The sequence below is a fragment of the Micromonospora sp. NPDC005203 genome, from assembly GCF_042872705.1.
Taxonomy (GTDB): Bacteria; Actinomycetota; Actinomycetes; order Mycobacteriales; family Micromonosporaceae; genus Micromonospora.
In genome coordinates this window covers 45,669-67,032 of the sequence record NZ_JBIAKV010000002.1, presented here as the reverse complement: position 1 = coordinate 67,032, position 21,364 = coordinate 45,669, and the positions used below count along the sequence as shown (strand labels likewise).

The 21,364-nt window shown below is 71.0% G+C and carries 21 protein-coding genes and 1 tRNA gene; 9 read left to right on the top strand and 13 right to left on the bottom strand.

Features of this window, described 5'->3' with window-relative positions:
- Positions 1-158: 158 nt before the first annotated feature.
- Entirely contained in the window at positions 159-473 is a 315-nt protein-coding gene (locus ACFYPM_RS05520; RefSeq protein ID WP_387191590.1) for a hypothetical protein, read from the bottom strand.
- A 693-nt stretch (positions 474-1,166) separates the two neighbouring features.
- Positions 1,167-1,622, bottom strand: a complete 456-nt coding sequence (locus tag ACFYPM_RS05515; RefSeq protein ID WP_387191588.1) for a GatB/YqeY domain-containing protein — start codon at positions 1,620-1,622, stop codon at positions 1,167-1,169.
- A 25-nt stretch (positions 1,623-1,647) separates the two neighbouring features.
- On the opposite strand from ACFYPM_RS05515, the gene ACFYPM_RS05510 reads away from it, so the two are divergent.
- The 3 genes from ACFYPM_RS05510 to ACFYPM_RS05500 all read left to right on the top strand — a co-directional run bounded on the left by ACFYPM_RS05510 (position 1,648) and on the right by ACFYPM_RS05500 (position 3,824).
- Positions 1,648-2,541: a metallophosphoesterase gene (locus ACFYPM_RS05510; RefSeq protein ID WP_387191586.1), complete on the top strand. Its 894-nt coding sequence runs from the start codon at positions 1,648-1,650 to the stop codon at positions 2,539-2,541.
- A 102-nt stretch (positions 2,542-2,643) separates the two neighbouring features.
- A tRNA-Pro gene (locus tag ACFYPM_RS05505) sits at positions 2,644-2,717 on the top strand.
- 174 nt (positions 2,718-2,891) lie between these two features.
- Positions 2,892-3,824 carry a GNAT family N-acetyltransferase gene (locus ACFYPM_RS05500; protein ID WP_387191584.1) on the top strand — a complete coding sequence of 311 codons (933 nt, stop codon included), beginning with the start codon at positions 2,892-2,894 and terminating at the stop codon, positions 3,822-3,824.
- Between the two features lie 118 nt (positions 3,825-3,942).
- Here the strand turns inward: ACFYPM_RS05500 and ACFYPM_RS05495 are convergent, their stop codons facing one another.
- Together ACFYPM_RS05495 and ACFYPM_RS05490 are read right to left on the bottom strand one after the other, a co-directional pair.
- Positions 3,943-4,857 (bottom strand): TIGR01777 family oxidoreductase, encoded by a 915-nt coding sequence (locus tag ACFYPM_RS05495; protein WP_387191582.1) that lies wholly within the window; start codon positions 4,855-4,857, stop codon positions 3,943-3,945.
- The gene (locus ACFYPM_RS05490) at positions 4,854-5,612 is read right to left on the bottom strand and encodes a DUF2071 domain-containing protein (protein ID WP_387191581.1); all 759 of its coding nucleotides are present in this window, start codon (positions 5,610-5,612) and stop codon (positions 4,854-4,856) included. Before ACFYPM_RS05490 ends, ACFYPM_RS05495 begins: the two co-directional genes overlap by 4 nt.
- 260 nt (positions 5,613-5,872) lie before the next feature.
- On the opposite strand from ACFYPM_RS05490, the gene ACFYPM_RS05485 reads away from it, so the two are divergent.
- The 3 genes from ACFYPM_RS05485 to ACFYPM_RS05475 all read left to right on the top strand — a co-directional run bounded on the left by ACFYPM_RS05485 (position 5,873) and on the right by ACFYPM_RS05475 (position 8,831).
- Positions 5,873-6,439 (top strand): SigE family RNA polymerase sigma factor, encoded by a 567-nt coding sequence (locus ACFYPM_RS05485; protein ID WP_387191579.1) that lies wholly within the window; start codon positions 5,873-5,875, stop codon positions 6,437-6,439.
- Positions 6,436-7,896 carry a hypothetical protein gene (locus ACFYPM_RS05480; protein WP_387191577.1) on the top strand — a complete coding sequence of 487 codons (1,461 nt, stop codon included), beginning with the start codon at positions 6,436-6,438 and terminating at the stop codon, positions 7,894-7,896. Before ACFYPM_RS05485 ends, ACFYPM_RS05480 begins: the two co-directional genes overlap by 4 nt.
- Positions 7,897-8,006: 110 nt before the next feature.
- A complete protein-coding gene (locus ACFYPM_RS05475) occupies positions 8,007-8,831 on the top strand; it encodes a class I SAM-dependent methyltransferase (protein WP_387191575.1) in 825 nt (274 codons plus the stop codon).
- A 69-nt stretch (positions 8,832-8,900) separates the two neighbouring features.
- Here the strand turns inward: ACFYPM_RS05475 and ACFYPM_RS05470 are convergent, their stop codons facing one another.
- Complete coding sequence (locus tag ACFYPM_RS05470) at positions 8,901-9,374, bottom strand: hypothetical protein (protein ID WP_387191574.1); 474 nt, start codon at positions 9,372-9,374, stop codon at positions 8,901-8,903.
- Between the two features lie 151 nt (positions 9,375-9,525).
- Here ACFYPM_RS05470 and ACFYPM_RS05465 point away from each other — a divergent pair, with 151 nt between their 5' ends.
- Positions 9,526-10,809 (top strand): MFS transporter, encoded by a 1,284-nt coding sequence (locus ACFYPM_RS05465; protein WP_387191572.1) that lies wholly within the window; start codon positions 9,526-9,528, stop codon positions 10,807-10,809.
- A 975-nt stretch (positions 10,810-11,784) separates the two neighbouring features.
- On the opposite strand, the gene ACFYPM_RS05460 is transcribed toward ACFYPM_RS05465, so the two are convergent.
- Positions 11,785-13,491, bottom strand: a complete 1,707-nt coding sequence (locus tag ACFYPM_RS05460; protein ID WP_387191570.1) for a bifunctional metallophosphatase/5'-nucleotidase — start codon at positions 13,489-13,491, stop codon at positions 11,785-11,787.
- Between the two features lie 283 nt (positions 13,492-13,774).
- Here ACFYPM_RS05460 and ACFYPM_RS05455 point away from each other — a divergent pair, with 283 nt between their 5' ends.
- Positions 13,775-14,572 (top strand): alpha/beta fold hydrolase, encoded by a 798-nt coding sequence (locus tag ACFYPM_RS05455; RefSeq protein ID WP_387191568.1) that lies wholly within the window; start codon positions 13,775-13,777, stop codon positions 14,570-14,572.
- A 60-nt stretch (positions 14,573-14,632) separates the two neighbouring features.
- Here the strand turns inward: ACFYPM_RS05455 and ACFYPM_RS05450 are convergent, their stop codons facing one another.
- The 5 genes from ACFYPM_RS05450 to ACFYPM_RS05430 all read right to left on the bottom strand — a co-directional run bounded on the left by ACFYPM_RS05450 (position 14,633) and on the right by ACFYPM_RS05430 (position 17,099).
- Entirely contained in the window at positions 14,633-15,283 is a 651-nt protein-coding gene (locus ACFYPM_RS05450) for a histone deacetylase (protein ID WP_387191566.1), read from the bottom strand.
- Between the two features lie 162 nt (positions 15,284-15,445).
- A complete protein-coding gene (locus tag ACFYPM_RS05445; RefSeq protein WP_387191564.1) occupies positions 15,446-15,946 on the bottom strand; it encodes a hypothetical protein in 501 nt (166 codons plus the stop codon).
- Positions 15,943-16,533, bottom strand: coding sequence for a CDP-alcohol phosphatidyltransferase family protein (locus ACFYPM_RS05440; RefSeq protein WP_387191562.1), 591 nt, complete (start codon positions 16,531-16,533; stop codon positions 15,943-15,945). Before ACFYPM_RS05440 ends, ACFYPM_RS05445 begins: the two co-directional genes overlap by 4 nt.
- The gene (locus ACFYPM_RS05435) at positions 16,530-16,757 is read right to left on the bottom strand and encodes a hypothetical protein (RefSeq protein ID WP_357255492.1); all 228 of its coding nucleotides are present in this window, start codon (positions 16,755-16,757) and stop codon (positions 16,530-16,532) included. Before ACFYPM_RS05435 ends, ACFYPM_RS05440 begins: the two co-directional genes overlap by 4 nt.
- Positions 16,758-17,099 carry an ArsR family transcriptional regulator gene (locus ACFYPM_RS05430; RefSeq protein WP_355029869.1) on the bottom strand — a complete coding sequence of 114 codons (342 nt, stop codon included), beginning with the start codon at positions 17,097-17,099 and terminating at the stop codon, positions 16,758-16,760.
- Between the two features lie 249 nt (positions 17,100-17,348).
- On the opposite strand from ACFYPM_RS05430, the gene ACFYPM_RS05425 reads away from it, so the two are divergent.
- Positions 17,349-18,713: a diguanylate cyclase gene (locus ACFYPM_RS05425; protein WP_387193337.1), complete on the top strand. Its 1,365-nt coding sequence runs from the start codon at positions 17,349-17,351 to the stop codon at positions 18,711-18,713.
- Between the two features lie 156 nt (positions 18,714-18,869).
- Here ACFYPM_RS05425 and ACFYPM_RS05420 read toward each other — a convergent pair whose 3' ends face one another.
- Together ACFYPM_RS05420 and ACFYPM_RS05415 are read right to left on the bottom strand one after the other, a co-directional pair.
- Positions 18,870-19,931 carry an aspartate-semialdehyde dehydrogenase gene (locus ACFYPM_RS05420; RefSeq protein ID WP_387191560.1) on the bottom strand — a complete coding sequence of 354 codons (1,062 nt, stop codon included), beginning with the start codon at positions 19,929-19,931 and terminating at the stop codon, positions 18,870-18,872.
- A gap of 5 nt (positions 19,932-19,936) precedes the next feature.
- Entirely contained in the window at positions 19,937-21,202 is a 1,266-nt protein-coding gene (locus ACFYPM_RS05415) for an aspartate kinase (protein ID WP_357255498.1), read from the bottom strand.
- Positions 21,203-21,364 lie beyond the last annotated feature (162 nt).

Here is a 21,364-nt window from a genome sequence, read left to right as displayed (position 1 = left end):
CGGGCGGGCATCTCCACCGACAGGTGGGATGCCCGCCCGCTGGTTTGGCATCCAGCAGGACTGTGCGGTAGCAGCGCGCTGAGAGGACGTGCCAGTAGCCACGCCCCACGATCGTGGCTACTGGCAGTCAGCGTCGAGACCGGAGTCAGGCGGCGGCCCTACGAACCGTCACCGGACCTGAGCAACGGCGTCGAGCCGCCGCGGGCGGCGAGCCTGACCAGCGGGGTCAGGATCAGGAGCACGACCAGGCAGCACAGCGCCACTGCGCCGTTCGCCCAGGCTGCTGCGGTCACACCCCCCATGCCGCAGGCCAACCCATCCTGAGCTCGGCACGCAATTTCTGGTGCCGCCAACCTGCCCACCAACGGCCCCCCGACAAAGCACAGGACGACCAGTCCTCCACCAAAGGCGAAGAAGCGCCAGCCCACGCGGTGATTGCGGATCACGAGAACGATCCAGATCACCACCAGCACCGTGGACGTCACCGCCAGGTACGGCCAATCAAACCAGAGGATACCTACGGCCGACTCCCTTGCTCGCGGATCAAATTACGCCTCCCAGACCGAGTTCAGGCAGGTAAGGCTAGTGCGTCAGGTCTGATGCTGGGATGGCTCCAGGCTCAGCTCGTCGACCTCCACCAGTGGATGCTTGATAGTGGTCAGACCTGCGGTCGGAGTCCCCATCCGGCTCGACATGCGGAGGTCGAGGACACCATTCTTCTTGAGCTTGAGACCCGTGCGCCAGCGCGACCGTTGTGCCCATGCTCGATCCACTGGCCGGCCCGGGCGACCGATATGCTGGTAACCGGCCGCCTTGACCGTCGCGATCGTCGTGCTGTTGAGCGGTCACATGCAGTCATAGCAGATCCCAGACGCTCGGGACCGATGACACGGCACCGATCGTGGCGCCTCGGCAATTAGCAAACTGACTCCGGATTGGCGACAGAGCGGGCCAACAACACTCAGGCAAGTGCAGCAAGAAACCGCCCGAACAGCACGAGGACGATTTCGATGCGCACCAAGAAGGCACGCCGCAGCGGCACCAACTAGCCATAATCTGGACCAGATCAGCGCAAGCCAGGCCGTCAATATGTCAGTGGCATGCCCCTCGGTGTCCCCCGTCGAACCACCAAGATCGGCGGGGGCGAAGTGTCACAGCGCCGACTGTCAGAGGCCGAGCTGTCGGCGTACCTCGGCGGCCACCCGACCACCCTCGGCCTGGCCCGCCACCGCGGCCTGGGCCGCCTTCATGGCCGGGCCCATCTGGGCCTTCCCGGTGAAGCCGCCCGCGGCGAGCGCCCCCGACACCAGCTCGGCCAGGTCGGCGTCGGAGAGTTGCCGGGGCAGGTAGCGGTCCAGCACCTCACCCTCGGCGGTCTCCTTCGCGGCCTGCTCGGCGCGGCCGGCGTCGGCGAAGGCGGTGGCCGCCTCCCGGCGCTTCTTGGCCTCCTTGGTCAACACCGCGAGCACCTCGTCATCGGTGAGCTCGCGCTTGGCCCTGCCGGCGACCTCGGCGGTGCCGACGGCGGCCAGGGCCATCCGCAGCGTGGAGGTGGTCAGCTCGTCGCGCGCCTTGAGCGCGGAACGCATGTCGGCGGTGAGGCGGTCCTTCAGCGTGCTCATGGACGGTCAAACTACCCTGAACGCCATGCGAAAGCGCACACTATTCCGCCTTGCCGCCGGAACCGCCACGGTCGGCGCGGCCACCCTCGCGTACGCGTCGCTCATCGAGCGCAACATGTTCACCCTCCGGCGGTACGACGTGCCGGTGCTGCCAGCCGACGCGGAGCCGCTGCGGGTGCTGCACCTGTCGGACCTGCACATGATGCCCGACCAGGCGCGCAAGCAGCGCTGGGTGGCGTCGCTGGCCGCCCTCGACCCCGACCTGGTGGTGGTGACCGGCGACAACATGGCCCACCCGGGCGCGGCGCCCGGCGTGCTGCGTGCCCTGCAACCGCTGCTGGACTACCCGGGAGCGTTCGTGTTCGGCTCCAACGACTACACCGGGCCGGTGCTGAAGAACCCGTTCACCTACTTCCTGCCCGACCGGGAGTACACCGAGGGCGTCGAGTTGCCCTACGAGGAGCTGCGACAGGTGTTCACCGGCGCCGGCTGGGCGGATCTGAACAACGCCCGGACCACGCTGAAGGCCGGCGGTCGGCAGCTCGACCTGGTCGGCGTGGACGACCCCCACATCGAGCGGGACGACTACCCCACCGTGGCCGGCGCGGTCTCGTCCTCGGCGGACCTGTCCATCGCGCTGACGCACTCCCCGGAGCCGCGGGTGCTCGACCAGATGGCCGCGGACGGCTTCGGGCTGCTGCTCGCCGGGCACACCCACGGTGGTCAGGTCTGCGTACCGGGCTACGGAGCGCTGGTGACCAACTGCGGTCTGCCCCGGTCGATGGCGCGTGGCCTGCACCGCTGGCCCGGTTCGGACTCCTGGTTGCACGTCTCCGCCGGCCTCGGCACCCACCCGACCGCCCCGGTCCGCTTCGCCTGCCCCCCGGAGGCCAGCATCCTCACCCTCATCCCCCGCTGACCGGCTCCCCCGCCCGCCTGGTGATGGGTCGGGGCGGGGCCGGGCGGCGGGGTACCGAGTTTGACCATCCGGGCGGGTGGGCTACTATTTGTCGGCACGCCTCGGGGTGTGGCGCAGCTTGGTAGCGCGCTTCGTTCGGGACGAAGAGGTCGTCGGTTCGAATCCGGCCACCCCGACCGAGGTCAGAGGGCACATCCACTCGATGGATGTGCCCTCTGGTGTTTCCGTACAGCAGTGATCTTCCGAACCCCGGCGCGGGCCTCGAAAGTCAGCGGAAAGTCAGCGAATGAGCCGCTGGGGAGCCCTTCGCCCGCACGGATCATGGTGCTGAGGTTCGCTAGCCTCTGCCCGTGATCTCCTACCGCGCTACCGCCCCTGCGGACCTCGACCGCGTGACCCCGTGGATCGTGACCGAGCCCGTCGGGTGGATCCCCGCCGACCGTTACCTGGCCGAACTGGCCGAGGACATGTACCGGCCGGAGTGGACCTGGATCGCCGAGCACGACGGCCAGGTCGTGGGGCGGGCATTGTGGTGGGGGCCGAAGAGCAGCCCGCATCCGGTCGCGCTCGACTGCCTCGACGTGGATCCGGCGGTAGGCGACCGTGCCACCGTCGCCACCGAGCTGATCACGGCCGCGCTGGCCGGGTTCCCGGAGCCGGTGGAGTACATGATCAAGGTCACCGGTGGCTGGCGTGACGATCCGGCCACCTCGGCGGCCGTGCAGTGGCGGCGGGCGGCGGCGCATGCCGCGGGCCTCACTCGCGAGGTGGAGCGGCTGCAGTTCGAGTGGGCACCCGCCGACGGGGTGCCCACCGCAGCCGGCAGGTTGCGGTTCCGCGAGGCCTCCGACGAGGAGTTCCTCGCGGTGTTCAGGAGAATCGCCGAGGGCAGCCTGGATGCCCAGACCCGTGCGAGCCTGGCCGCCAAGGGCGTGGACGCGACCGCGCGTGAGGAGATGGACTTCTATCTCGGGGCGCCGGGCAAGCGGGAGTGGTGGCGGATCGCCTACACGCGCGAGGGCGAGGTGGCGGGCATGGCGATTCCCTCCGCGACCCCGTACAACGTGAACGTCGGCTATCTCGGGGTGGTGCCGGAGTTCCGCGGGCGCGGCTACGTGGACGAGGTGCTCGCCGAGATCACCCGGCTTCACGCGACCAACGGGGAGTCGCGCATCACCGCCACCACCGATATGGGCAACGCGCCTATGGCGGCCGCTTTCGGTCGCGCCGGATACCGCAACACGGAAATCCGGATCAACCTTTCCAACGACGTCCAGCCCTAGACGAGGAAAGGCCGGTGCCGACATTGCAACGCACGAGTCCGGACCGCCTCGCCGAAGCTGTGGATCAGATGGTCTGGCCTGTTCGCCGAATCCTGCCCAGTCGGGCCCACGGATGCGGTCATCGGCGGGTTGCCTCGCTGACCAGGTCGGCGACCGCGGGTCCCAGCTCTGGATAGGTGAACTCGAAACCAGCATCGCGGAGCCGCTTCGGGACGCACCGACGGCCGGTCAGCACCAACAGCGGATCGGCGCGCAGGAACACCGATCCGACCCGGACCAGAGGCGCAGGGGTGGGAACACCGACGGTACGACCCATCGCCCGGCGGAGCGCGGCCATGAGATCGCTGTTGCGTACGGGGTTGGGGGAGGTCGCATGAACGATCCCCGACAGCATGGGGTCGTCCGTGCAGTGGCGCACGATCGCGCACAGGTCGTCGATGTGCAACCAACTGATCCACTGTCGGCCGCTGCCCATGCGGCCACCGAGACCCCACCGCACGAATCCGGTCAGTCGATCGAAGGCCGGGGTGTCGCGGTCGAACACGATGCTCGTACGCAGCGTGACGTGGCGCGCCGCGGTGATCTCCGCCGCGGCTTCTTCCCACGCCCGTGCGACACCGGCCATCTGCGGTGGATGGCTGGCGAGCGGGGCCGACTCGTCGAGCACCGCCTCGCCGGCGTCGCCGTAGATGGCCAGCGTGCTCATCTGTACGAGCACCCGCAACGGCCGGTCCAGACCGGTGCACGCGTGGGCGAGCGCCCGGGTGGGTTCCGTCCGGGAACGTGTGAGCAACACGACGTTGGCCGGTGTTGGCCGCCGGAACACCAGTTCGCCGCAAAGGTTCACCAGGGCGGCGTCGGACAGTTCGGATGCCCAGGGGCCGACGGTCCGACCGTCCCAGTGCACCTGCCGGCCCCACCGGACCCGGGTTGCCGAACGGCTCAGCACCACCACGTCGTCGCCGCGAGCGGTCAGGTCGCGGGCGATCCGTTGCCCGAGCGCCCCGGAACCGCCGGCGATGACGACCTTCACCGGCTGCGGCTGGCGACCGGGCCGCCGGTGGGCCGCACCGCCATCGATGGCAGCGGATTCCACGTGGCGGGGACGTTGCGCATCAGCAGCCCGCAGTCGGGTATCGCGGATCCCGGAGGGAACCGGACCGGGTCGTCGAAGAACGTGGACTGCACCGCGGCCAGGTCCACCGGCGTGACCTGCCAGCCCTGGGTGAGCAGCTCCACTCCGTCGAGGTGGCTCGGATCGGGGGTGGTCGAGAAGCCGGTGGCACCGCGCCGGAAGAACTCCGAGGCCTGGTCGACGTCATCGAACAGGTGGCTGCCCGACAGGGCGGCTGCCACGCGAACGTGGACACCGACGCATACCTTGTCGACCGGATCGGAGAGGGCGATCCGCAGTTCGTCCGCGCTTTCTCTGATGTCGAAGCGGCTGAGGTGGTGCCGCCCCGGAAAGAGCCTGCCGCCGACCCAGGAGTTGAGCCGGGAACCGGTGTCACGGCGTGGGATGTAGACGCCCTGTGCGACGCCGTCAGGTGTGTCCCACTCAACCGCGATCCGGTGCGCGCCATTCTCGCTAGACAGGCCGAAGGGTGCGGGCACGGAGGGGAGACGGACTCCGCTCAACCGGATCAGGCAGATGCCCGACACGGCCCACCCGTTGACGACCTGCGGTCGCAGCGGGGCGGGCAGCAGCCGTGCGGTGACCTCAGGGTCCGTGCGGTAGTTCACGAGGAGGCGGCGCTGGACGACGCTCACCAATCGGGGGGCTCTCATCTGGTCGCCTTCCCTGTTGCGGCGTGCCGGAACGCCTTGCTCCGACGCGCCGCTGACATGCCGGAGTGACACCTGGCCGGGCGCACCCGTTCGGCCGAGTTGAGCGGTCGCTCAAACTGAAGCTTACGACTCCGGTGTCGGATTCGCGCGGGGGGTGATGGTCACCATCGCCCGCGTCGTGTGCGGATTGCCACCCGCAAGCCTTCAACCTTCACCGCCCCGCCAGAGTCGTGATGGGTAACCAATCGAGGCGGGGGCTTATGGCAGTTGACGACGAGCATTTTCGCGAGTTCGTCGAGACGCGCTACGTGGATCTTCTGCGCGTGGCGTACCACCTCACCGGGTCGGCGCAGGATGCCGAGGATCTGGTGCAGACGGCGCTGGTCAAGGTGATGCGTCGGTGGCGTCGGGTCGACGATCCGATGGCGTACCTGCGACGGGTCATGATCAACCACCACATCAGCGGTTGGCGTCGCCACCGGGTGCACGAGGTGGTGACGTCGTTCCTGCCGGACCGGTCCGGTCGGGACATGACGGAGGCGGTGACGGAACGGCACGCCCTGTACGAGGCGATGCGGGAGCTGACGCCCCGAACCCGGGCCGTGATCGTGCTCCGGTACGTGGTCGACCTGCCGGAGGTGGCGGTCGCGGCCACTCTCGGCTGCTCCGTGGGGTCGGTCAAGAGCCGCGCGTCGAGAGGACTGGCTCGCCTGCGTCTGGCGCTGGCGTCGGACGCGCCGACGCCGAACCAGGTGCCGACGACGACCCCAGCGGCAACCGATCCAGCACCGACCGGGACGACGACGATGACGGGGGTAACACCATGACTGCCGACGAGGAAGTGGGTCGGGCGCTGGCCGAGCTGAGCAGGACCCTGACCCCACAACCGGATCCGTACGGTCGGGCCAGGGCGCGTTACCGACGGGACCGGCAGCGACGCCTCGGCGGACTGGCCCTCGCTCTGGTGCTCTCCCTGGGCGGAACCGCCTTCGCGATCGCCGACCAGGACCGGACCACCCAACCACCACCCGCAGACGCGACGGAATCCATCGCGCCTGTGCTGGCCTGGTCGAACAAGCTCCTCCAGTCGCCACCGCGCGGCGTCGTCAGCCAGGACAGCGGGTACGTCCGCCAGCTCTCCGAACTCCTGTTGGCCGCGCAGCGCCGAGGAGACTTTCCCCAGCTGAGGGTGTCGGTGACCGCGGTGAAGGTGCTGTTCGTCGACGACGTCGGGGGCCAGCGGATCGCCCTCGCCGCCTTCGTCCGCGAGCAGCCCGATCCGGGCACCGGCTGGCCGAGCGCCGCGATCTGGCTGGCCGCCGAGGCGGGTGCCAGCGCCGAGAAGCTGACCAGCACCGCCGCCGATCGGGGCGTCGGCGACGGGCTGGAACCCTACGAGAGCCGCGCCGTGGAAGACCCGTCCGGCCCGGAAAAAAATATCCACGTGGCGATCGCACCCGCCGGGTGTGTCTTCCTCACTTCACCGTTGCCCAACGGCAGGGCGTTCCAGTGGGCGCCGGAGCCGACCGGGTCCTACCTGATCCGCACCCCGAAGACCCAGCGGCCCGAGTGGTGGCGGGTCGACTGCGGCGGGGTGACGCGCAAGATCACCGCGGGACCGGGTTCGCTGGCGTCGGAGCCGATCACCGACGCGCAGCTCGCGACCGCGATGTCCCGCGTACGCGGTAGTGTCCCGGAACCGCGTGCCCGACTGTTGGTGTCGCAGTACGCCCAGTCGGCGGGATACCAACTGACCGCCCTGCCGAGCGTGGTGTGGGGCGGGCACGCCAGTCTCCTTCCCGTGCGTTCCGACGACGGCTCGCCGCCGACCGGCGGGCCCACGGTGGAGAGCGGCAAAACGATGATCGTGGCCGCTCCCGCGGCCGGCGGCGGCTGGCTCGGCGAGGTGACGATTGACCTCGATCAACCACGGTCCAACGGCGTGGTCGGCACCGGCACCTCCTTCAGCGTCGCAGCGGACCCGACCGACCCCGCAGGCGTCCTGGCGGTGTCGATCGACAACGGCGTCATCGGCGAAGGAGCCCAACGGTCCCTGCTCGTGGTGACGCCTGCGGCAGCCACCCAGGTACGGGTGGCGCAGAACGGGCGCGAGGTGGCGACGGCTGCGGTGAGCGGCTCGGGGGCGGTGGTGCGTGTGCCCCCCGCCATGACGGACCTCGTCGTCGAGGCGCTCGACGCGTCCGGCCGGACGCTCGCCACCGGTCAGGTGGCCACCGACGGTGCGCCAATGACACTTGAGACGGATACCTGGAACCAGGACTGATAGTGGCGCTGCCTGCGGAAACCGCCGCCAACATACGTACTTCAGCCGATCCCCCGAGGCGGTGGGTCACCTAGCGTCAACAGCACCACTACCGTCCGAGGGGGACGCCCATGAGCATCGCACTCGACTTCGACGCCGTGAAGACACGCCAGCAGGTGACGTGGGCCAGCGGCGATTACGGCGCGGTCGCCGCACTCATCCATCCGATCTCCGAATTGCTGGTGACGGCGGCCGACCTGTCGGCCGGTGCCCGCGTGCTGGACGTCGCGACCGGCTCCGGCAACGCCGCCATCGCCGCCGCCCGCTGCGGCTGCGTCGTGACCGGCGTCGACTACGTACCCGAGCTGTTGGAACGGGGCCGCCAGCGGGCGGCGGCCGAACGGCTCGCGGTCACCTTCGTGACCGGGGACGCGGAGCGCCTGGCGCACCCCGACGGTTCCTTCGACGCGGTGCTCTCCGTCGTGGGCGTGATGTTCGCCCCGGACCAGCAGCGGGCGGCGGCCGAGCTGGTCCGGGTCTGCCGCCCCGGCGGCACGGTGGGGCTGGCCTCGTGGACGCCGCAGGGGTTCATCGGCGAGTTGTTCCGCACGGTGGCCCGGCATGTGCCCCCGCCGCCGGGGCTGCGCCCGCCCGTCGAGTGGGGCGACGAGGCCCGGGTCCGCGAGCTGCTCGGCGAGGCGGTGGGCGACCTGCGGACGGTACGCCGGGAGTTCGTCTTCCGCTTCGGCACACCCGAGGAGTTCGCCAACTTCTTCCGGGCGAACTACGGGCCCACGCTCAAGGCGTTCGAGGCGCTGCCCGAGGAACGGCGACCGCACCTGCACGCCGACCTGGTCGAGCTGGCGCGTACGCACAACCGAGCCAGCGACGGCACGGTACGGATCCCGGCCGAGTACCTGGAGGTCGTGGCGCAACGGCTCACCAACTCGTACTGACACGACAACTGCCGGCCTCTGCCGTACGCCACCGGGGCGGCCACCACACCGAGGTGGCCGCCCCGCCGGTCAGTCCTGTCGTTCGGTGCGCTCGATCTCGGCGAAGGCGGCGGCCAGATAGTCGTCAAACGACACGCCTGTCGTCACCAACAGGTCGGCCACCAGGAGCGGGGCATGCCGGGCCAGCGCCGACGCGTCCGGCGGGGACTCGTCGCCCTCGGGGTCGTACACGCCGAGCGCGCCGGCCAGCAGAACGAGCACCACGTGCGGGTCCACGTCCGACCGCCACCGCGTCGCGCTCTGCACGCATCGGGTCAACACCTGGCGGATGTCGTCGCCGGCCAGCCCTTCCGGATGGCTCTCCTCCAGCAGCAGCCGGACCACCGCGCCGAGCACCAGGCCGGATCGCTCGTCGGCGGCGAGGCCACCGACGACCTCGTCGTACGCCTGACCGTCGCGTGCCTGCGCGGCGACGACCGCCGCGGTGGCGGTCACCGCGATGGCGCGGGCGGTAGCGGGCAGATGTCGCCAGGTGCCGGTCATCGGGCCAGCATCGCAGACCCGGCGGACAACGACCGACCGCCACCGAGACCAGTGGATCATCGTGGGATTGGTCACCCGAGCGCCCCGGAGACGGCGGAGCGCCGCCAAAACGGTTCGCGCGGTGTCACACCCGGGGATCAGAATGCCGGACATGCTGCGTCGTGCCCTGCCCCGCCGAGCGGACGCCCGCCGGATCATGCTCGGCACTCTGCTGTCGGCGATCGGGCGCGGTCTGACCCTGCCGTTCCTGTTCATCTACCTGACCGACGTACGCGGGCTCACCGACGCCCGCGCCGGGCTCGTGATCGGCTGGTACGGCGCGGTCACCCTGGCGCTGTCACCGCTGGGCGGGACGCTCATAGACCGATTCGGCGCCCGCTGGGTGGTGGTGCCCTGCCTGCTGCTGGAGGCGATCGGCACGGGTTCGCTCGCGCTGGTCCACTCGACCGGTTCGGCTCTGCTGGTGATGACGGTGATCGCCATCGGCAGCTCGGCGATCTGGTCCGGGCAGAACACGATCCTCGCGTCGTTGACCGACGACGACGAGCGGCAACGCGTGTTCGGGCTGAACTTCGCCCTGCTCAACCTCGGTATCGGCGTCGGCGGCATGACCTCCGGCGCGATCGTCGACACCGCCCGACCCGGCACCTTCCAGACGATCTACCTGCTGGACGCGGTGACGTACCTGCTGCCGGCGTTGATCCTGCTCACCCTGCCCAGAGTGGGCCACCGCCTCGGCAACCGTCGAGGGGTCGACGACCCGTCGCCCGGTGGCTACCTGACCGTGCTGCGGGACCGCCCGTTCCGGCGGCTGGTGATCTTCGGGCTGGTTCTCACCACCTGCGGGTACGCGCAGATCGAGGTGGGCTTCGCCGCGTACGCCATGCGGGTGGTCGAGGTGAACCCCCGCGTGGTGGCCTGGGCGCTCGCGGCCAACACCGTGATGATCGTGCTCGCGCAACTGCTGGTGATCCGCCGGATCGAGGGGCGCAGCCGTACCCGGGCACTGGCGGTGGTGGGGGCGGTGTTCGCCGCCGCCTGGTTGGTCCTCGGCGCGGCCGGCCTGGTCACCGGGGAGAGCGCCGTGTTGGCTGCCCTGTGCGTGGTGGCCTGCTCGGCGATCTTCGGGTTCGGTGAGACGATGCTGTCGCCGGTGATGCCCGCCCTGACGAACGCCCTGGCGACGGACGAGCTTCGTGGTCGGTACAACGCGATGAGTTCGATGATCTTCGGAGTCAGCGGTGTGATCGGCCCGGTGACCGCGGGACCGCTCATCGGCGCCGCCGACGGCAGGGTCTGGGTGGCAACGGTGGTCGGCGGTTGCCTGGTCGCCTCGTTGATCGCGCTCTCCCTGCGCCGACTGCTCAGCGCGGAGCAGGACGGCCGCGCGACAGCCGCCGCGGTGTCTCCCGGCCCGACCCCCGTCGCCGCCTGACCCCCAAGCCCTCAAGCCCTCAAGCCCCAAGGCCGAGGCCGAGCCCTCAAGCCCCAAGGCCGAGGCCCAAGCCCGAAGGCCGAAGCCCCAAGGCCGAAGCCCAAGCCCTCAAGGCCCAAGGCCCCGCCCTCTCCCCCCGCGCCGCACCAAGCACGGCAGCCGGGTCGCAGCAAGCAGGTCGGCCACCGCCTCCGTGACACGCCCACGCCTTACCAAGCACCCCGCATCGGCCCGCCGTGCGGCAAGCGCTTCGGCATGCCGGCGCCCCCGCACCCCGCACCCCGCACCCCGCACCCCGCACCCCGCACCCCGCACCCCGCACCCCGCACCCCGCACCCCGCACCCCGCACCCCGCACCCCGCACCAAGATCCTCCCAACATCAGGGGTATTGCTGCCTCGGGCGCGCGGAAGGCAGCAATATCCCTGATGTTGCGCGGATCTCCCATCGGGCGGGCTCAGCCGGTGGTTGCAACACCACTCCGCGATCTTCGTTGCGGTCGTTAGGGCGTCGAGTTGAGCCAGCGTTGATCTCGTCGCGGACCAAGATCGTGCTGGATCCACGATGTAGTGGCATCCCCGAGCGTCGATGCCACTACATCCATGTTCGAGCGGGATCTTGTCCGGTGCGGGCGCGGGTAGCCCAGGCGCAAGTAGACGCGGAACCCGGAACGGGCACGCGCAGGGGACGTCGGGAACAGGCACGCGCGGACGAGGGCACGCGGACGAGCGCGATCTTGCGCGGGACGCGGGCTGCGGGCGCGAGCGGGCTGCGGGCTGCGGGCTGCGGGCTGCGGGCTGCGGGCTGCGGGCTGCGGGCTGCGGGCTGCGGGCTGCGGCTGAACCGAGCGCGCAAGGCGCGGGCCGCGAGGCGCGAGGCGCGCGGATTGCGGGCTGCGCGGGGAGGCACGGTAGCGCCTGGGACGGGTCGGGCCCCGGAGCGGGTGCTCCGGGGCCCGATGTCGCGGGGTCGGCCGTCAGGCGGCGGGGACCTCGGCGGTGGTGCGGATCCGGTCCAGCGTCGGGGCGGAGACCGGCGACTGCGCGGTCAGGTACGCCACGAACGCGTCCAGGTCGATCTGGCCGGTGACCTGGTTGGTCCCGCCGGTGAGGGCGCTGAAGCCGTCGCCGCCGCCGGCCAGGAAGTTGTTCACCGTCACCCGGTAGGTGGCGGCGGTGTCGACGGCGGTCCCGCCGAGGGTGAGGCTGTCTCGGACCACCCGGGTGCCGGCGCACGGGTCGGCGACCGTGCCGGTGGTGCCGTTCGGGTCGACCACGTAGCCGACGGTGGCCGACGGGTACAGCGTCCGGTTGGTGACGAACTGCTGTTCCAGCACGCAGTAGAGCTGTGCGCCGGTCAGGTCCAGCGTCACCAGGTTGTTGGCGAACGGTTGCACCGTGAACGCCTCCTCGTAGGTGACCGGGCCGGCGTCGAGGTCGGCGCGGACCCCACCCGGGTTCATCAGAGCGGCGACCGCGCCCTCTTCGTCGTCGGTGGCGGCGAGCTGGGCGTCGGCGATCAGGTTGCCCAGCGGGGATTCACCCAGACTCGTACCGAAGAGGGTTTCCTGGCTCCGGGTGATCGCCTGGCTGGTCACGCCGACCTGCCGGTCGGCGACCGGACCGAGCACCGTCTTGTACCTGTCGATCAGGGCCGTCTGCTTCGGGTCCTTCGCCACGTCGCGGCTGACCACGACGTTGTTCGCGGCGGCGGAGACGACGTCACCGCTCCGACGGTCGATCTTCAGGTCGATGTCGGTGACCAGGCGACCGAACGAGCTGGCGCTGGTGACCAGCTTGCCGTTGATGTCGCAGTTGTACGCCTGGTGGGTGTGCCCACTGACCACCACGTCGATCGACGGGTCCATCCGGTTGGCGATGTCCACGATCGGCCCGGTCATGCCGACGCAGTCGTTGATCCCACCGGTCGACGCCTGGGCGCCGCCCTCGTGCAGCAGCACGACGATCGTCTCCACGCCCTTGCGGCGCAGCTCGCGAGCGTACCGGTTGGCGGTGTCCGCCTCGTCGGCGAAGGTGAGGCCGGCGACGCCCTGCTGGCTGACGATCTGCGGGGTGCCCTCCAGGGTCATCCCGATGAAGCCGACCTTGACGCCCTGCACCTTGTGGATCGCGTACGGAGCCAGCAGCGGCTTGCCGGTGGCGGTCTTGAAGGCGTTCGCGGAGAGGTACTTGAAGCCGGCGCCCCGGTAGGGGGTGCCGTCGGCGCAGCCGTCCACCGGGTGGCAGCCGCCGTTCTGGATCCGCAGCAGCTCGGCGGCGCCCTCGTCGAACTCGTGGTTGCCGACGCTGGCGTAGTCCAGCCCGGCCATGCTCAGCGCCTCGATCGTCGGCTCGTCGTGGAACGCGGCGGAGAGCAGCGGGGACGCGCCGATCAGGTCACCGGCGGCGACCGTGATGGTGTTCTTCTTCTTGGCGGCGGCCCGCAGCTCGGCCAGGTGGGTCGCCAGGTATTCGACGCCGCCCGCGGCCTGCCCGGCGATGGTGCCGCTGGACCCGCTCGGCGGTTCGAGGTTGCCGTGGAAGTCGTTGAGGGCCAGCAGCGTGACGTCGACCGGCTTCGGTCGCGCGTCGGCTTGTTCGGGGCTGGTGGCGACCGCGCCGAACGCGGCCACCGCGAGCGCGGTCAGGCCGACAGCGGCCCGTCGCATCCCGGTTGTGGACATGGATCTCCTCGGAAGAATCGGTGCCCGCGCGGGGCCCGGCCTCTGGGTCGACCGGGCCGTCGAGCGACACCGTCGTCAGGGTCGCGGTTGGCGGCGGTTGGGGATGGCCGCCTGCCCCGACAGCCTCTCATCCGGACGCCGCGGGGGCGACCCAGGCGGCGGATCGGAACTGCGGGTACGCCCGCAGCCCGGATCGAGCGTCCGTTTGCCGCGGTCTGCCGGACAACGTCGTACGCAGGGTCTAGAAAGGACGGGACGACCAACGAGGGCTGGGGGCGACATCGTGAGCGGAACGACACCGGTGGCGGAGCAGGTGCGGTCGGCCGACGGCACACCCATCGCGTTCGAACGGTCAGGTGCCGGGCCGGCGATCATCCTGGTCGGTGGCGCGTTCAGCGATCGCAACGCGACCCGCGACCTGGGTGCGGCACTGGCGACGGATCTCACCACCTTCAGCTACGACCGTCGGGGGCGCGGCTTCAGCGGCGACACCGCACCGTACGAGATCGGTCGTGAGATCGACGACCTGGCCGCCCTGATCGCCGCGGCGGGTGGTTCCGCCGCCGTCTACGGCATCTCTTCCGGGGCGGTCCTGGCCGCCCTCGCCACCGCGCAGGGCCTTCCGGTGACCAGGTTGGTGCTGTTCGAGCCACCGTTCCAGGTCGGCCCGCACGTGGGCGTCCGCAAGGACATCACCCCGCAGCTCATCGAGCTGATCGCCGCCGACGACCGGGACGGCGCGGTGGGGCTCTTCCTCAGCGACTCGGTGGGGCTGCCGGCCGAGCAGATCACCGGGATGCGGTCGCAGCCGATGTGGGGCGGACTGACCGCAATCGCGCACACCCTGGTGTACGACTCGATCGTCACCGCCGGAGGGCGACTGCCCACCGACCGGCTGGCGGCGATCACGGTGCCGACTCTCGGGGTGCACAGCACCGGCAGTCCACAGTGGCTGAGGGATGCGAGTGTGGCCGCGGCCGAGGCGGTCCCGGGCGGCCGATCCATCAGCCTCGACGGTGGTTACCACGACGTGCCGCCGGCGACGCTCGCTCCCGCGCTGCGGGAGTTCCTGCTCGGCTGACGGCCTGCCCACCGACGGGCCACGTGCCGGGCCGAGGTGCGGGCCGGGACCGCCCGGCGGTCACACGTCGACCAGCACCTCGCTGACCAGGGCGGCGACGGCGTCAGGGCGCCATCCGTCGGCCACGCCGGGCCGGGCGGCCAGATAGCTGGTGATCCGCTCGGCCGGCCAGCCGTGTGCCTCTCGCAGACCACGGGCGATCATGCCGAGGTAGATCGGCGCGGGCGGCCGGCACGGGGTGGCCGACGCCCCCTCGGGTGCGGTGAAGGTGAGCAGGGGGACGCCGCTGCGGCTGCCGGGGCAGACCAACGTCTCGTACCGGCCGGGGCCGAGCGTCGCCCGTCCGTCGGTGATGGCCGCCTCGATCGCCGCCCCGGTCGCGGGAATCAGGTCGGCGGCGGCACCCGCCGGGCGGTACATCTCCTGGGCGGCGATGTCGGCGAACTGTTCCTCGGTGACCAGATAGGCGCGGGCGGCGGCCTCGCCCGGCAGGTGCGGGTCGTAGAAGGCCATGCCCCCGGTCCAGGCCCGGGACTCGCCGGCGAAGTAGATCCCGCCGGGCAGCGACACCGGGACCGACCGGCTCGGTGGGCGCCGATCCCGGCAGCCCGGGTACGTGCGCCCCCCACCGGGCGGGCAGCCACCACCGATGTACCACGCCAGGCGTGCGGCGTGCATGTTCGAGCCGTACGCGACGTACCAGAGCACCACGACAGGCTCCCTCAGGATGGGCTCGCCTCCTCGGCGCCGGGAGCTTCACGCTATCGCTGGGCGCGGTGTTCCTGGGTGCCTGAACGAGGTGCCTGGCGAGGCCGTCCGGTGGCAGTCCGGCGCGTCCGGCCTGTCGTCGCGGTCGGGCCGACGGTCGCCGGTTCAGTAGCCGGCGAGTTGCGGGGCCAGCGCGACAGTCACGAAGCGGATCGCCCGGCCCAGCAGGCACGTCACCGCGAAGGTGACCGGACGCATGGGTGTGCGTCCCAGGTAGACGCTGGCGGCCAGCAGCGGAGGCAGGCCGCTGATGGCGCTGACCAGCAGCATCCCGGTCGACTGGTGCGGGCGTTCCAGCACCTCGACGAGTCGCGCGCCGGCCGCCTTTGGGCGCGCCAGCATCGTGCCCAGTCGACCCGGTCGGGCCGGCGCGGCGGGCGGACGTCCGCGGAGCCGCCGTTGCAGCCACGTCGAGCGGATCGCGCCGCGCGCGCCGAGGAAGATCAGGACCTTGCCGACAGTTTGCCCGGCAGCGGCGGCCACGCCGAGCGCCACGGGCGGCGCGCTTGTCGTGGCCACTGTCGCGATCAGGTACGGCTCGGCCGGGGTGAACGGCAGGAAGGCCGACAGCAGCCCGACGCCGGCGGCCACCAGAACGGCGATCATGGTCGGGTACGCGGGAGTCCCGCCGGCAGCTTGGCGGCGCAGACCAACGAGACGATCTTCACCGCGGCGACCGCGAGGGCGAATGTGACGGCCACCGGCATCGGCGCGAAGATCGCCAGCAGCACCACCGCGGCGGTGTTCAGCGCCTTGGCCGGCGGAGACCAGTTCCACAGGTAGACGCGCCTGTCGACGCGGGCGAAGTAGTTCGGGCTGAGCAGCGGCCAGCGCAGGAACATCAGGCTCAACAACTGGTCGATGACCATGAACTGAACGAGGAACACCGCGATCGGCAGGGCCGCGGCGGGCCGCAGCACGATAAGCGCGGCGGCGCAGGCCGACGTGCAGGCACGGTCCGCGACGATGTCGAAGACCGCGCCGGTACGCGTCTCCTGTCCCAGGCTCCGGGCGGCGGCACCGTCGAGGATGTCGCCGATCCAGTAGAGCAGGTAGGCGGCGATCAGCAGGTGCGCGCTGCGCTGGGTCAGCGCCGCCACGGCGAGCCCGACGGCACCCGCCGTGCGGACGGCGGTGATGGCGTTGGGAACGTTGAGGAGCGTGACCGGCGGGCTGAGGCCGAGGGCTGTCATTCGGCGTCCTTGAGGATGCGTTGCATGTCCGCGGTGCGCCGGTTCAGGTCGGCCAACTGCGCGCTCACGTCGGTGAGCAGGCGCTGGGTCTCGGCGGCCTGCTCGGCGTACTGCCGCTGTAGTTCGCCGGCGACCGCCGTCCGCGTGCGGACGCCCGCATACCAGACGACCGAGATGAGCAGGGCGGCGACGACGACGAGGAAGACCGAGGCGGTGACGTCCATCTAACTTGTTCCTTTCGGTACGGCATCGCCGTCTCCGGCGGTGCTCAGGGTGGTGGCGGCGGCCGCCACCACGTCGGGCGTGAGGTGCAACGAGAAAGGCGCGGTCTCGTAGTACTTGAGCGCCTTGCCGTCCTCGGACAACTCCAGATGCGCGGTGACCAGCCCGGCCTTCTCCAACTTCTTGAGGTGCACCTGCAGCAGCGCGCGGCTGATGCCCAGATCGCGGGCGAGCTGCGAGACGTACGCGCGTCCACCGGTCAGCGCGGCGAGCACCCGCAGTCGGTGCGGGCTGGCCAGCGTGGCAAGGACCTCGACCAGCCGGTCGCCGCTCAGCTCTCCCATAGCTCACCTTGGCTCATGCCAACTATTATTGGCATGCGCAAACGCAACCGTCAACTCCGACACTCGGTGGCACCGCCCACAGGCCGTGTCCACAGCCTGTGGATAGCACGTGTGTACGAAGCCGGAGGTTCCCGCCACCGTGAGTACGCTTGATCTCGCGGCTCGGCGCCGGCCGGCCCCTCCCCTACCTGGAACGACGTGCGAGTGGATCATCAGCGAGTCAGCCGTGACGTCATCGCCCGCCTCCCGATGGCGTCGAGCGTGCCGGAGGCCTGTCGGTGGACGGTCACCGCACTGTCCCGGCACACCCACGCGACGATCTCCGTGCTGCTCACGGCCCACGACCGTCTGCGCTGTGTCGCGGCGACCGGGGCCTGGCAGGTCTTCGCGACCGTGCCGGCGCGAACCGGCATCGTCGGACGGGTGTACGCCACCGGCGCCCCCGCCGTCGTCCCGGACGTCACCGCCGACCCGGACTACCTTCCGGTACGCCCGGACGTGACCGCCGAGCTGTGCGTGCCGGTGCTGGACCCGACCGGACGGGCGATCGGCGTGCTCGACCTGCAGTGGAGTGAGCCAGCCGACCTGGAGCTGTGGCGGGAGACGGCGCAGTGGCTGGCCGACCGGCTCGGCGCGCGGATCGCCGCACTCGGCGGCCCGCCCGAGGAGAGCCGCAGCGAGAAGCTGCTCCGGCACACCGCCGCACTCTCCGCCGCACTCACCGAAGCGGAGCTGCTGGACGCGGCGGCCCGCGCCGCCCGGGAGGTCTCCACCCTCTCCACCGCGCTCCTGCTCGTCGCCGGCCAAATCGGCCCTCCCCCGGCGACGCCGAGCGACCTGGAGACCCGGATCCGCGCCGAGCTGACCGAGGCCGGCCCGACGGCCCTGGCCCGGATGGTCGACCGGGCACACCGCTACGGCGCCGGGTACACGCTGGGCGAGGCGGGGCACCCCCCGACCGAGGACTACCGGCCGCTGACCCAGGCGGGGGCGCAGACCGTGGTCGCCGTTCCGGTCGGGTCACCGGAGGCCGGCGGGATGCTGCTGGTCGCCGACGAACGCGCCCTGCACCCGGACCCGACAACGGTCAGCCTGATGGAACTGCTCGCCGGGCAGGCCTGGACCACCCTGGACCGCCTCCGCACGCTGGCCCGACTGCGGGAGCAGGCCAGCTCCGACCCGCTGACCGGGTTACGGCACACCGGCCCGTTCGGGCAGCGGATCGCGGCGGCCACCCCGGGACGTACGGCCCTGCTGGCGATCGACGTGGACGGCTTCAAGATCGTCAATGACACGTACGGCCACCAGGCCGGCGACCGGGTGCTCGTCGGGTTGGCCCGCGCCCTGGAGGAGGCGCTCCGGCACGGCGACGAGCTGTACCGGATCGGTGGCGACGAGTTCGTCGCGGTGATCGAGGTGAGTCGCCCCGAGGAGGCGGTCCGGATCGCCGAACGGCTGACCGAGGCGGCCCGGCGCATCGGCCGCACGATCAGCGTGGGCGTCGCACTGCCCCGTCCCGGTGAAACCCCCGACCGGACGCTCCGCAGAGCCGACCAGGCCCTCTATGCGGTGAAACGCCAGGGCCGAGACGGAGTCCACCTCTCCGCCGCCTGACCCACCCCGCCGATCTTGCACTTTCGGTCGCCGTTTTGTGTCGGTTACGCCCCTTATGTCACGGCAGAAACTGCAAGATCGCCGTAGCGGGGGGTGGGGAGGGAGGGGAGGGAGGGAGGGCAGGGAGGGGTGGGGGGTGGGTGGGGTGGGGTGGGGTTAGGGGGTGCGGAACTCTTTGGCCAGGAGTTCGGCGATCTGGGCGGTGTTGAGGGCTGCGCCCTTGCGGAGGTTGTCGCCGGTGACGAAGAAGTCCAGAGCACGCGGGTCGTCCAGGGCGCGGCGGATCCGGCCGACCCAGGACGGGTCGGTGCCGACGGCGTCGATCGGCATCGGGAACTCCCCGGCGGCGGGATCGTCGACCAGGATGACCCCGGGCGCGTTGCGCAGCGCCTCGCGGGCGCCCTCGGCATCCACCTCGGTGCCGAAGACCGCGTGCACGGCCACCGAGTGAGCGGTGACCACCGGCACCCGGACGCAGGTGGCGGACACCTTGAGGTCGGGCAGGCCGAGGATCTTCCGCGACTCGTTGCGGATCTTCATCTCCTCCGACGACCAGCCACCGTCGGCGGGCGAGCCCGCCCAGGGCACCACGTTGAGCGCCAGTGGGGCCGGGAACGGACCGAGGTCGTCGCCGACGGCCTGGCGGACGTCGCCCGTGCGCGAGCCGAGCGCGCGATCCCCGGCGACCTTGGTGAGCTGGTCGTGCAGGATGTCCACGCCGGCCTGGCCGGCACCGGAGACCGCCTGGTAGGAGGCGAGCACCAGCTCCCGCAGGCCGTACTCGCGGTGCAGGGGCGCGACCGCGACGATCATCGCGAGGGTGGTGCAGTTGGCGTTGGCGATGATGCCCCGGGGCCGGTTGCGGACCTGCTCGGGGTTGATCTCCGGAACGACCAGCGGAACGTCCCGGTCCATCCGGAACGCGGCGGAGTTGTCGACGGCGATCGCACCGCGCTCGACGGCGATCGGCGCCCACTCGGCGGAGACCTCGTCGGGCACGTCGAACATCGCCACGTCGACCCCGTCGAACGCCTCCGGGGTCAGCGCCTGGACGACGACGTCCTCACCCCGGCAGCGCACCCGCCTGCCGACCGAGCGTTCGGAGGCGAGCAGCCGGATCTCACCCCAGACGTTGCGACGACCGGTGAGCAGCTCACACATCACGGTGCCGACGGCACCAGTCGCTCCGACCACGGCGAGGGTGGGCAGCGCCGTCATCGGCGCTACCTACCCGTCCCCGCGTAGACCACGGCTTCGGTGTCGCCGCCCAGCTCGAACGCGTCATGGATGGCGCGGACGGCGGCGTCGAGGTCGGTGTCGCGGCAGACCACGGAGACCCGGATCTCGGAGGTGGAGATCATTTCGATGTTGACCCCGGCGGCGCCGAGCGCGGCGAAGAAGCCGGCGGCCACACCCGGGTGCGAGCGCATGCCGGCACCGATCAGCGAGACCTTGCCGACGTGGTCGTCGTACAGCAGGCCCTTGAACTTGACCGGCTCCTGGATCTTGCTGAGCGCGGCCATCGCGGTGGGGCCGTCGGCCTTGGGCAGGGTGAACGAGATGTCCGTCCGACCGGTGCCCTCGGTGGAGACGTTCTGCACGATCATGTCGATGTTGATCTCGGCGCCGGCGACGGTGTCGAAGATCCGCGCGGCGGCACCCGGCTCGTCGGGCACCCCGACGATCGTGATCTTGGCCTCGCTGCGGTCGTGCGCGACGCCGGTGATCAGGGCCTGCTCCACGGAAGGGTCCTCCATCGATCCGGTGACCATCGTGCCGGTGTTGGTCGAGTATGACGAACGGACGTGGATCGGCAACCCCGCCCGACGGGCATACTCCACGCTACGCAGGTGCAGCACCTTCGCGCCGCACGCGGCCAGCTCCAGCGTCTCCTCGTAGGTGATCTGCCGGATGTGTCGGGCGTTGGGCACGATCCGTGGGTCGGCGGTGAAGATGCCGTCCACGTCGGTGTAGATCTCGCAGACGTCGGCGTGCAGGGCGGCGGCGAGCGCCACGGCGGTGGTGTCCGAGCCACCCCGGCCCAGCGTGGTGACGTCCTTGGTGTCCTGCGAGACGCCCTGGAAGCCGGCGACGATGACCACCGACCCCTCGTCGAGCGCGCCCTTGAGCCGCCCCGGGGTGACGTCGATGATCCGCGCGCGGCCGTGCACCGAGGTGGTGATGACGCCGGCCTGCGAGCCGGTGAACGAGCGGGCTTCGTACCCCAGGTTGTGGATGGCCATGGCGAGCAACGCCATGGAGATCCGCTCCCCGGCGGTGAGCAGCATGTCCAGCTCGCGGCCCGGCGGCAGCGGGCTGACCTGGTTGGCCAGGTCCAGCAGCTCGTCGGTGGTGTCCCCCATCGCGGAGACCACCACCACCACGTCGTCGCCGGCCTTGCGGGCGGCGACGATGCGCTCGGCCACCCGCTTGATCCGCTCGGCGTTGGCGACGGAGGACCCGCCGTACTTCTGCACCACGAGTGCCACGACGGTGCACTCCCTCCCAGCGACCCTGAGCGTGCCGACGCCGCCGGAACCGGGGCCGGCGGCGCGTGTCAGTCCCCCTGAGGGTATCCGGCGGGTAACGACGCCGGGTCAGGTGATCCCACCATCCGGCCCGCGCGGGGCGGCCGGGCCGCTCCCACCAAC

Excerpts from the sequence above, each read along its gene's own strand:
- ACFYPM_RS05515 (WP_387191588.1), bottom strand. The coding sequence starts at position 1,622 with ATGAGCACGCTGAAGGACCGCCTCACCGCCGACATGCGTTCCGCGCTC.
- ACFYPM_RS05510 (WP_387191586.1), top strand. The coding sequence starts at position 1,648 with ATGCGAAAGCGCACACTATTCCGCCTTGCCGCCGGAACCGCCACGGTC.
- ACFYPM_RS05490 (WP_387191581.1), bottom strand. The coding sequence starts at position 5,612 with ATGAGAGCCCCCCGATTGGTGAGCGTCGTCCAGCGCCGCCTCCTCGTG.
- ACFYPM_RS05485 (WP_387191579.1), top strand. The coding sequence starts at position 5,873 with ATGGCAGTTGACGACGAGCATTTTCGCGAGTTCGTCGAGACGCGCTAC.
- ACFYPM_RS05480 (WP_387191577.1), top strand. The coding sequence starts at position 6,436 with ATGACTGCCGACGAGGAAGTGGGTCGGGCGCTGGCCGAGCTGAGCAGG.
- ACFYPM_RS05475 (WP_387191575.1), top strand. The coding sequence starts at position 8,007 with ATGAGCATCGCACTCGACTTCGACGCCGTGAAGACACGCCAGCAGGTG.
- ACFYPM_RS05470 (WP_387191574.1), bottom strand. The coding sequence starts at position 9,374 with ATGACCGGCACCTGGCGACATCTGCCCGCTACCGCCCGCGCCATCGCG.
- ACFYPM_RS05465 (WP_387191572.1), top strand. The coding sequence starts at position 9,526 with ATGCTGCGTCGTGCCCTGCCCCGCCGAGCGGACGCCCGCCGGATCATG.
- ACFYPM_RS05460 (WP_387191570.1), bottom strand. The coding sequence starts at position 13,491 with ATGTCCACAACCGGGATGCGACGGGCCGCTGTCGGCCTGACCGCGCTC.
- ACFYPM_RS05445 (WP_387191564.1), bottom strand. The coding sequence starts at position 15,946 with ATGATCGCCGTTCTGGTGGCCGCCGGCGTCGGGCTGCTGTCGGCCTTC.
- ACFYPM_RS05440 (WP_387191562.1), bottom strand. The coding sequence starts at position 16,533 with ATGACAGCCCTCGGCCTCAGCCCGCCGGTCACGCTCCTCAACGTTCCC.
- ACFYPM_RS05435 (WP_357255492.1), bottom strand. The coding sequence starts at position 16,757 with ATGGACGTCACCGCCTCGGTCTTCCTCGTCGTCGTCGCCGCCCTGCTC.
- ACFYPM_RS05430 (WP_355029869.1), bottom strand. The coding sequence starts at position 17,099 with ATGGGAGAGCTGAGCGGCGACCGGCTGGTCGAGGTCCTTGCCACGCTG.
- ACFYPM_RS05425 (WP_387193337.1), top strand. The coding sequence starts at position 17,349 with ATGGCGTCGAGCGTGCCGGAGGCCTGTCGGTGGACGGTCACCGCACTG.
- ACFYPM_RS05420 (WP_387191560.1), bottom strand. The coding sequence starts at position 19,931 with ATGACGGCGCTGCCCACCCTCGCCGTGGTCGGAGCGACTGGTGCCGTC.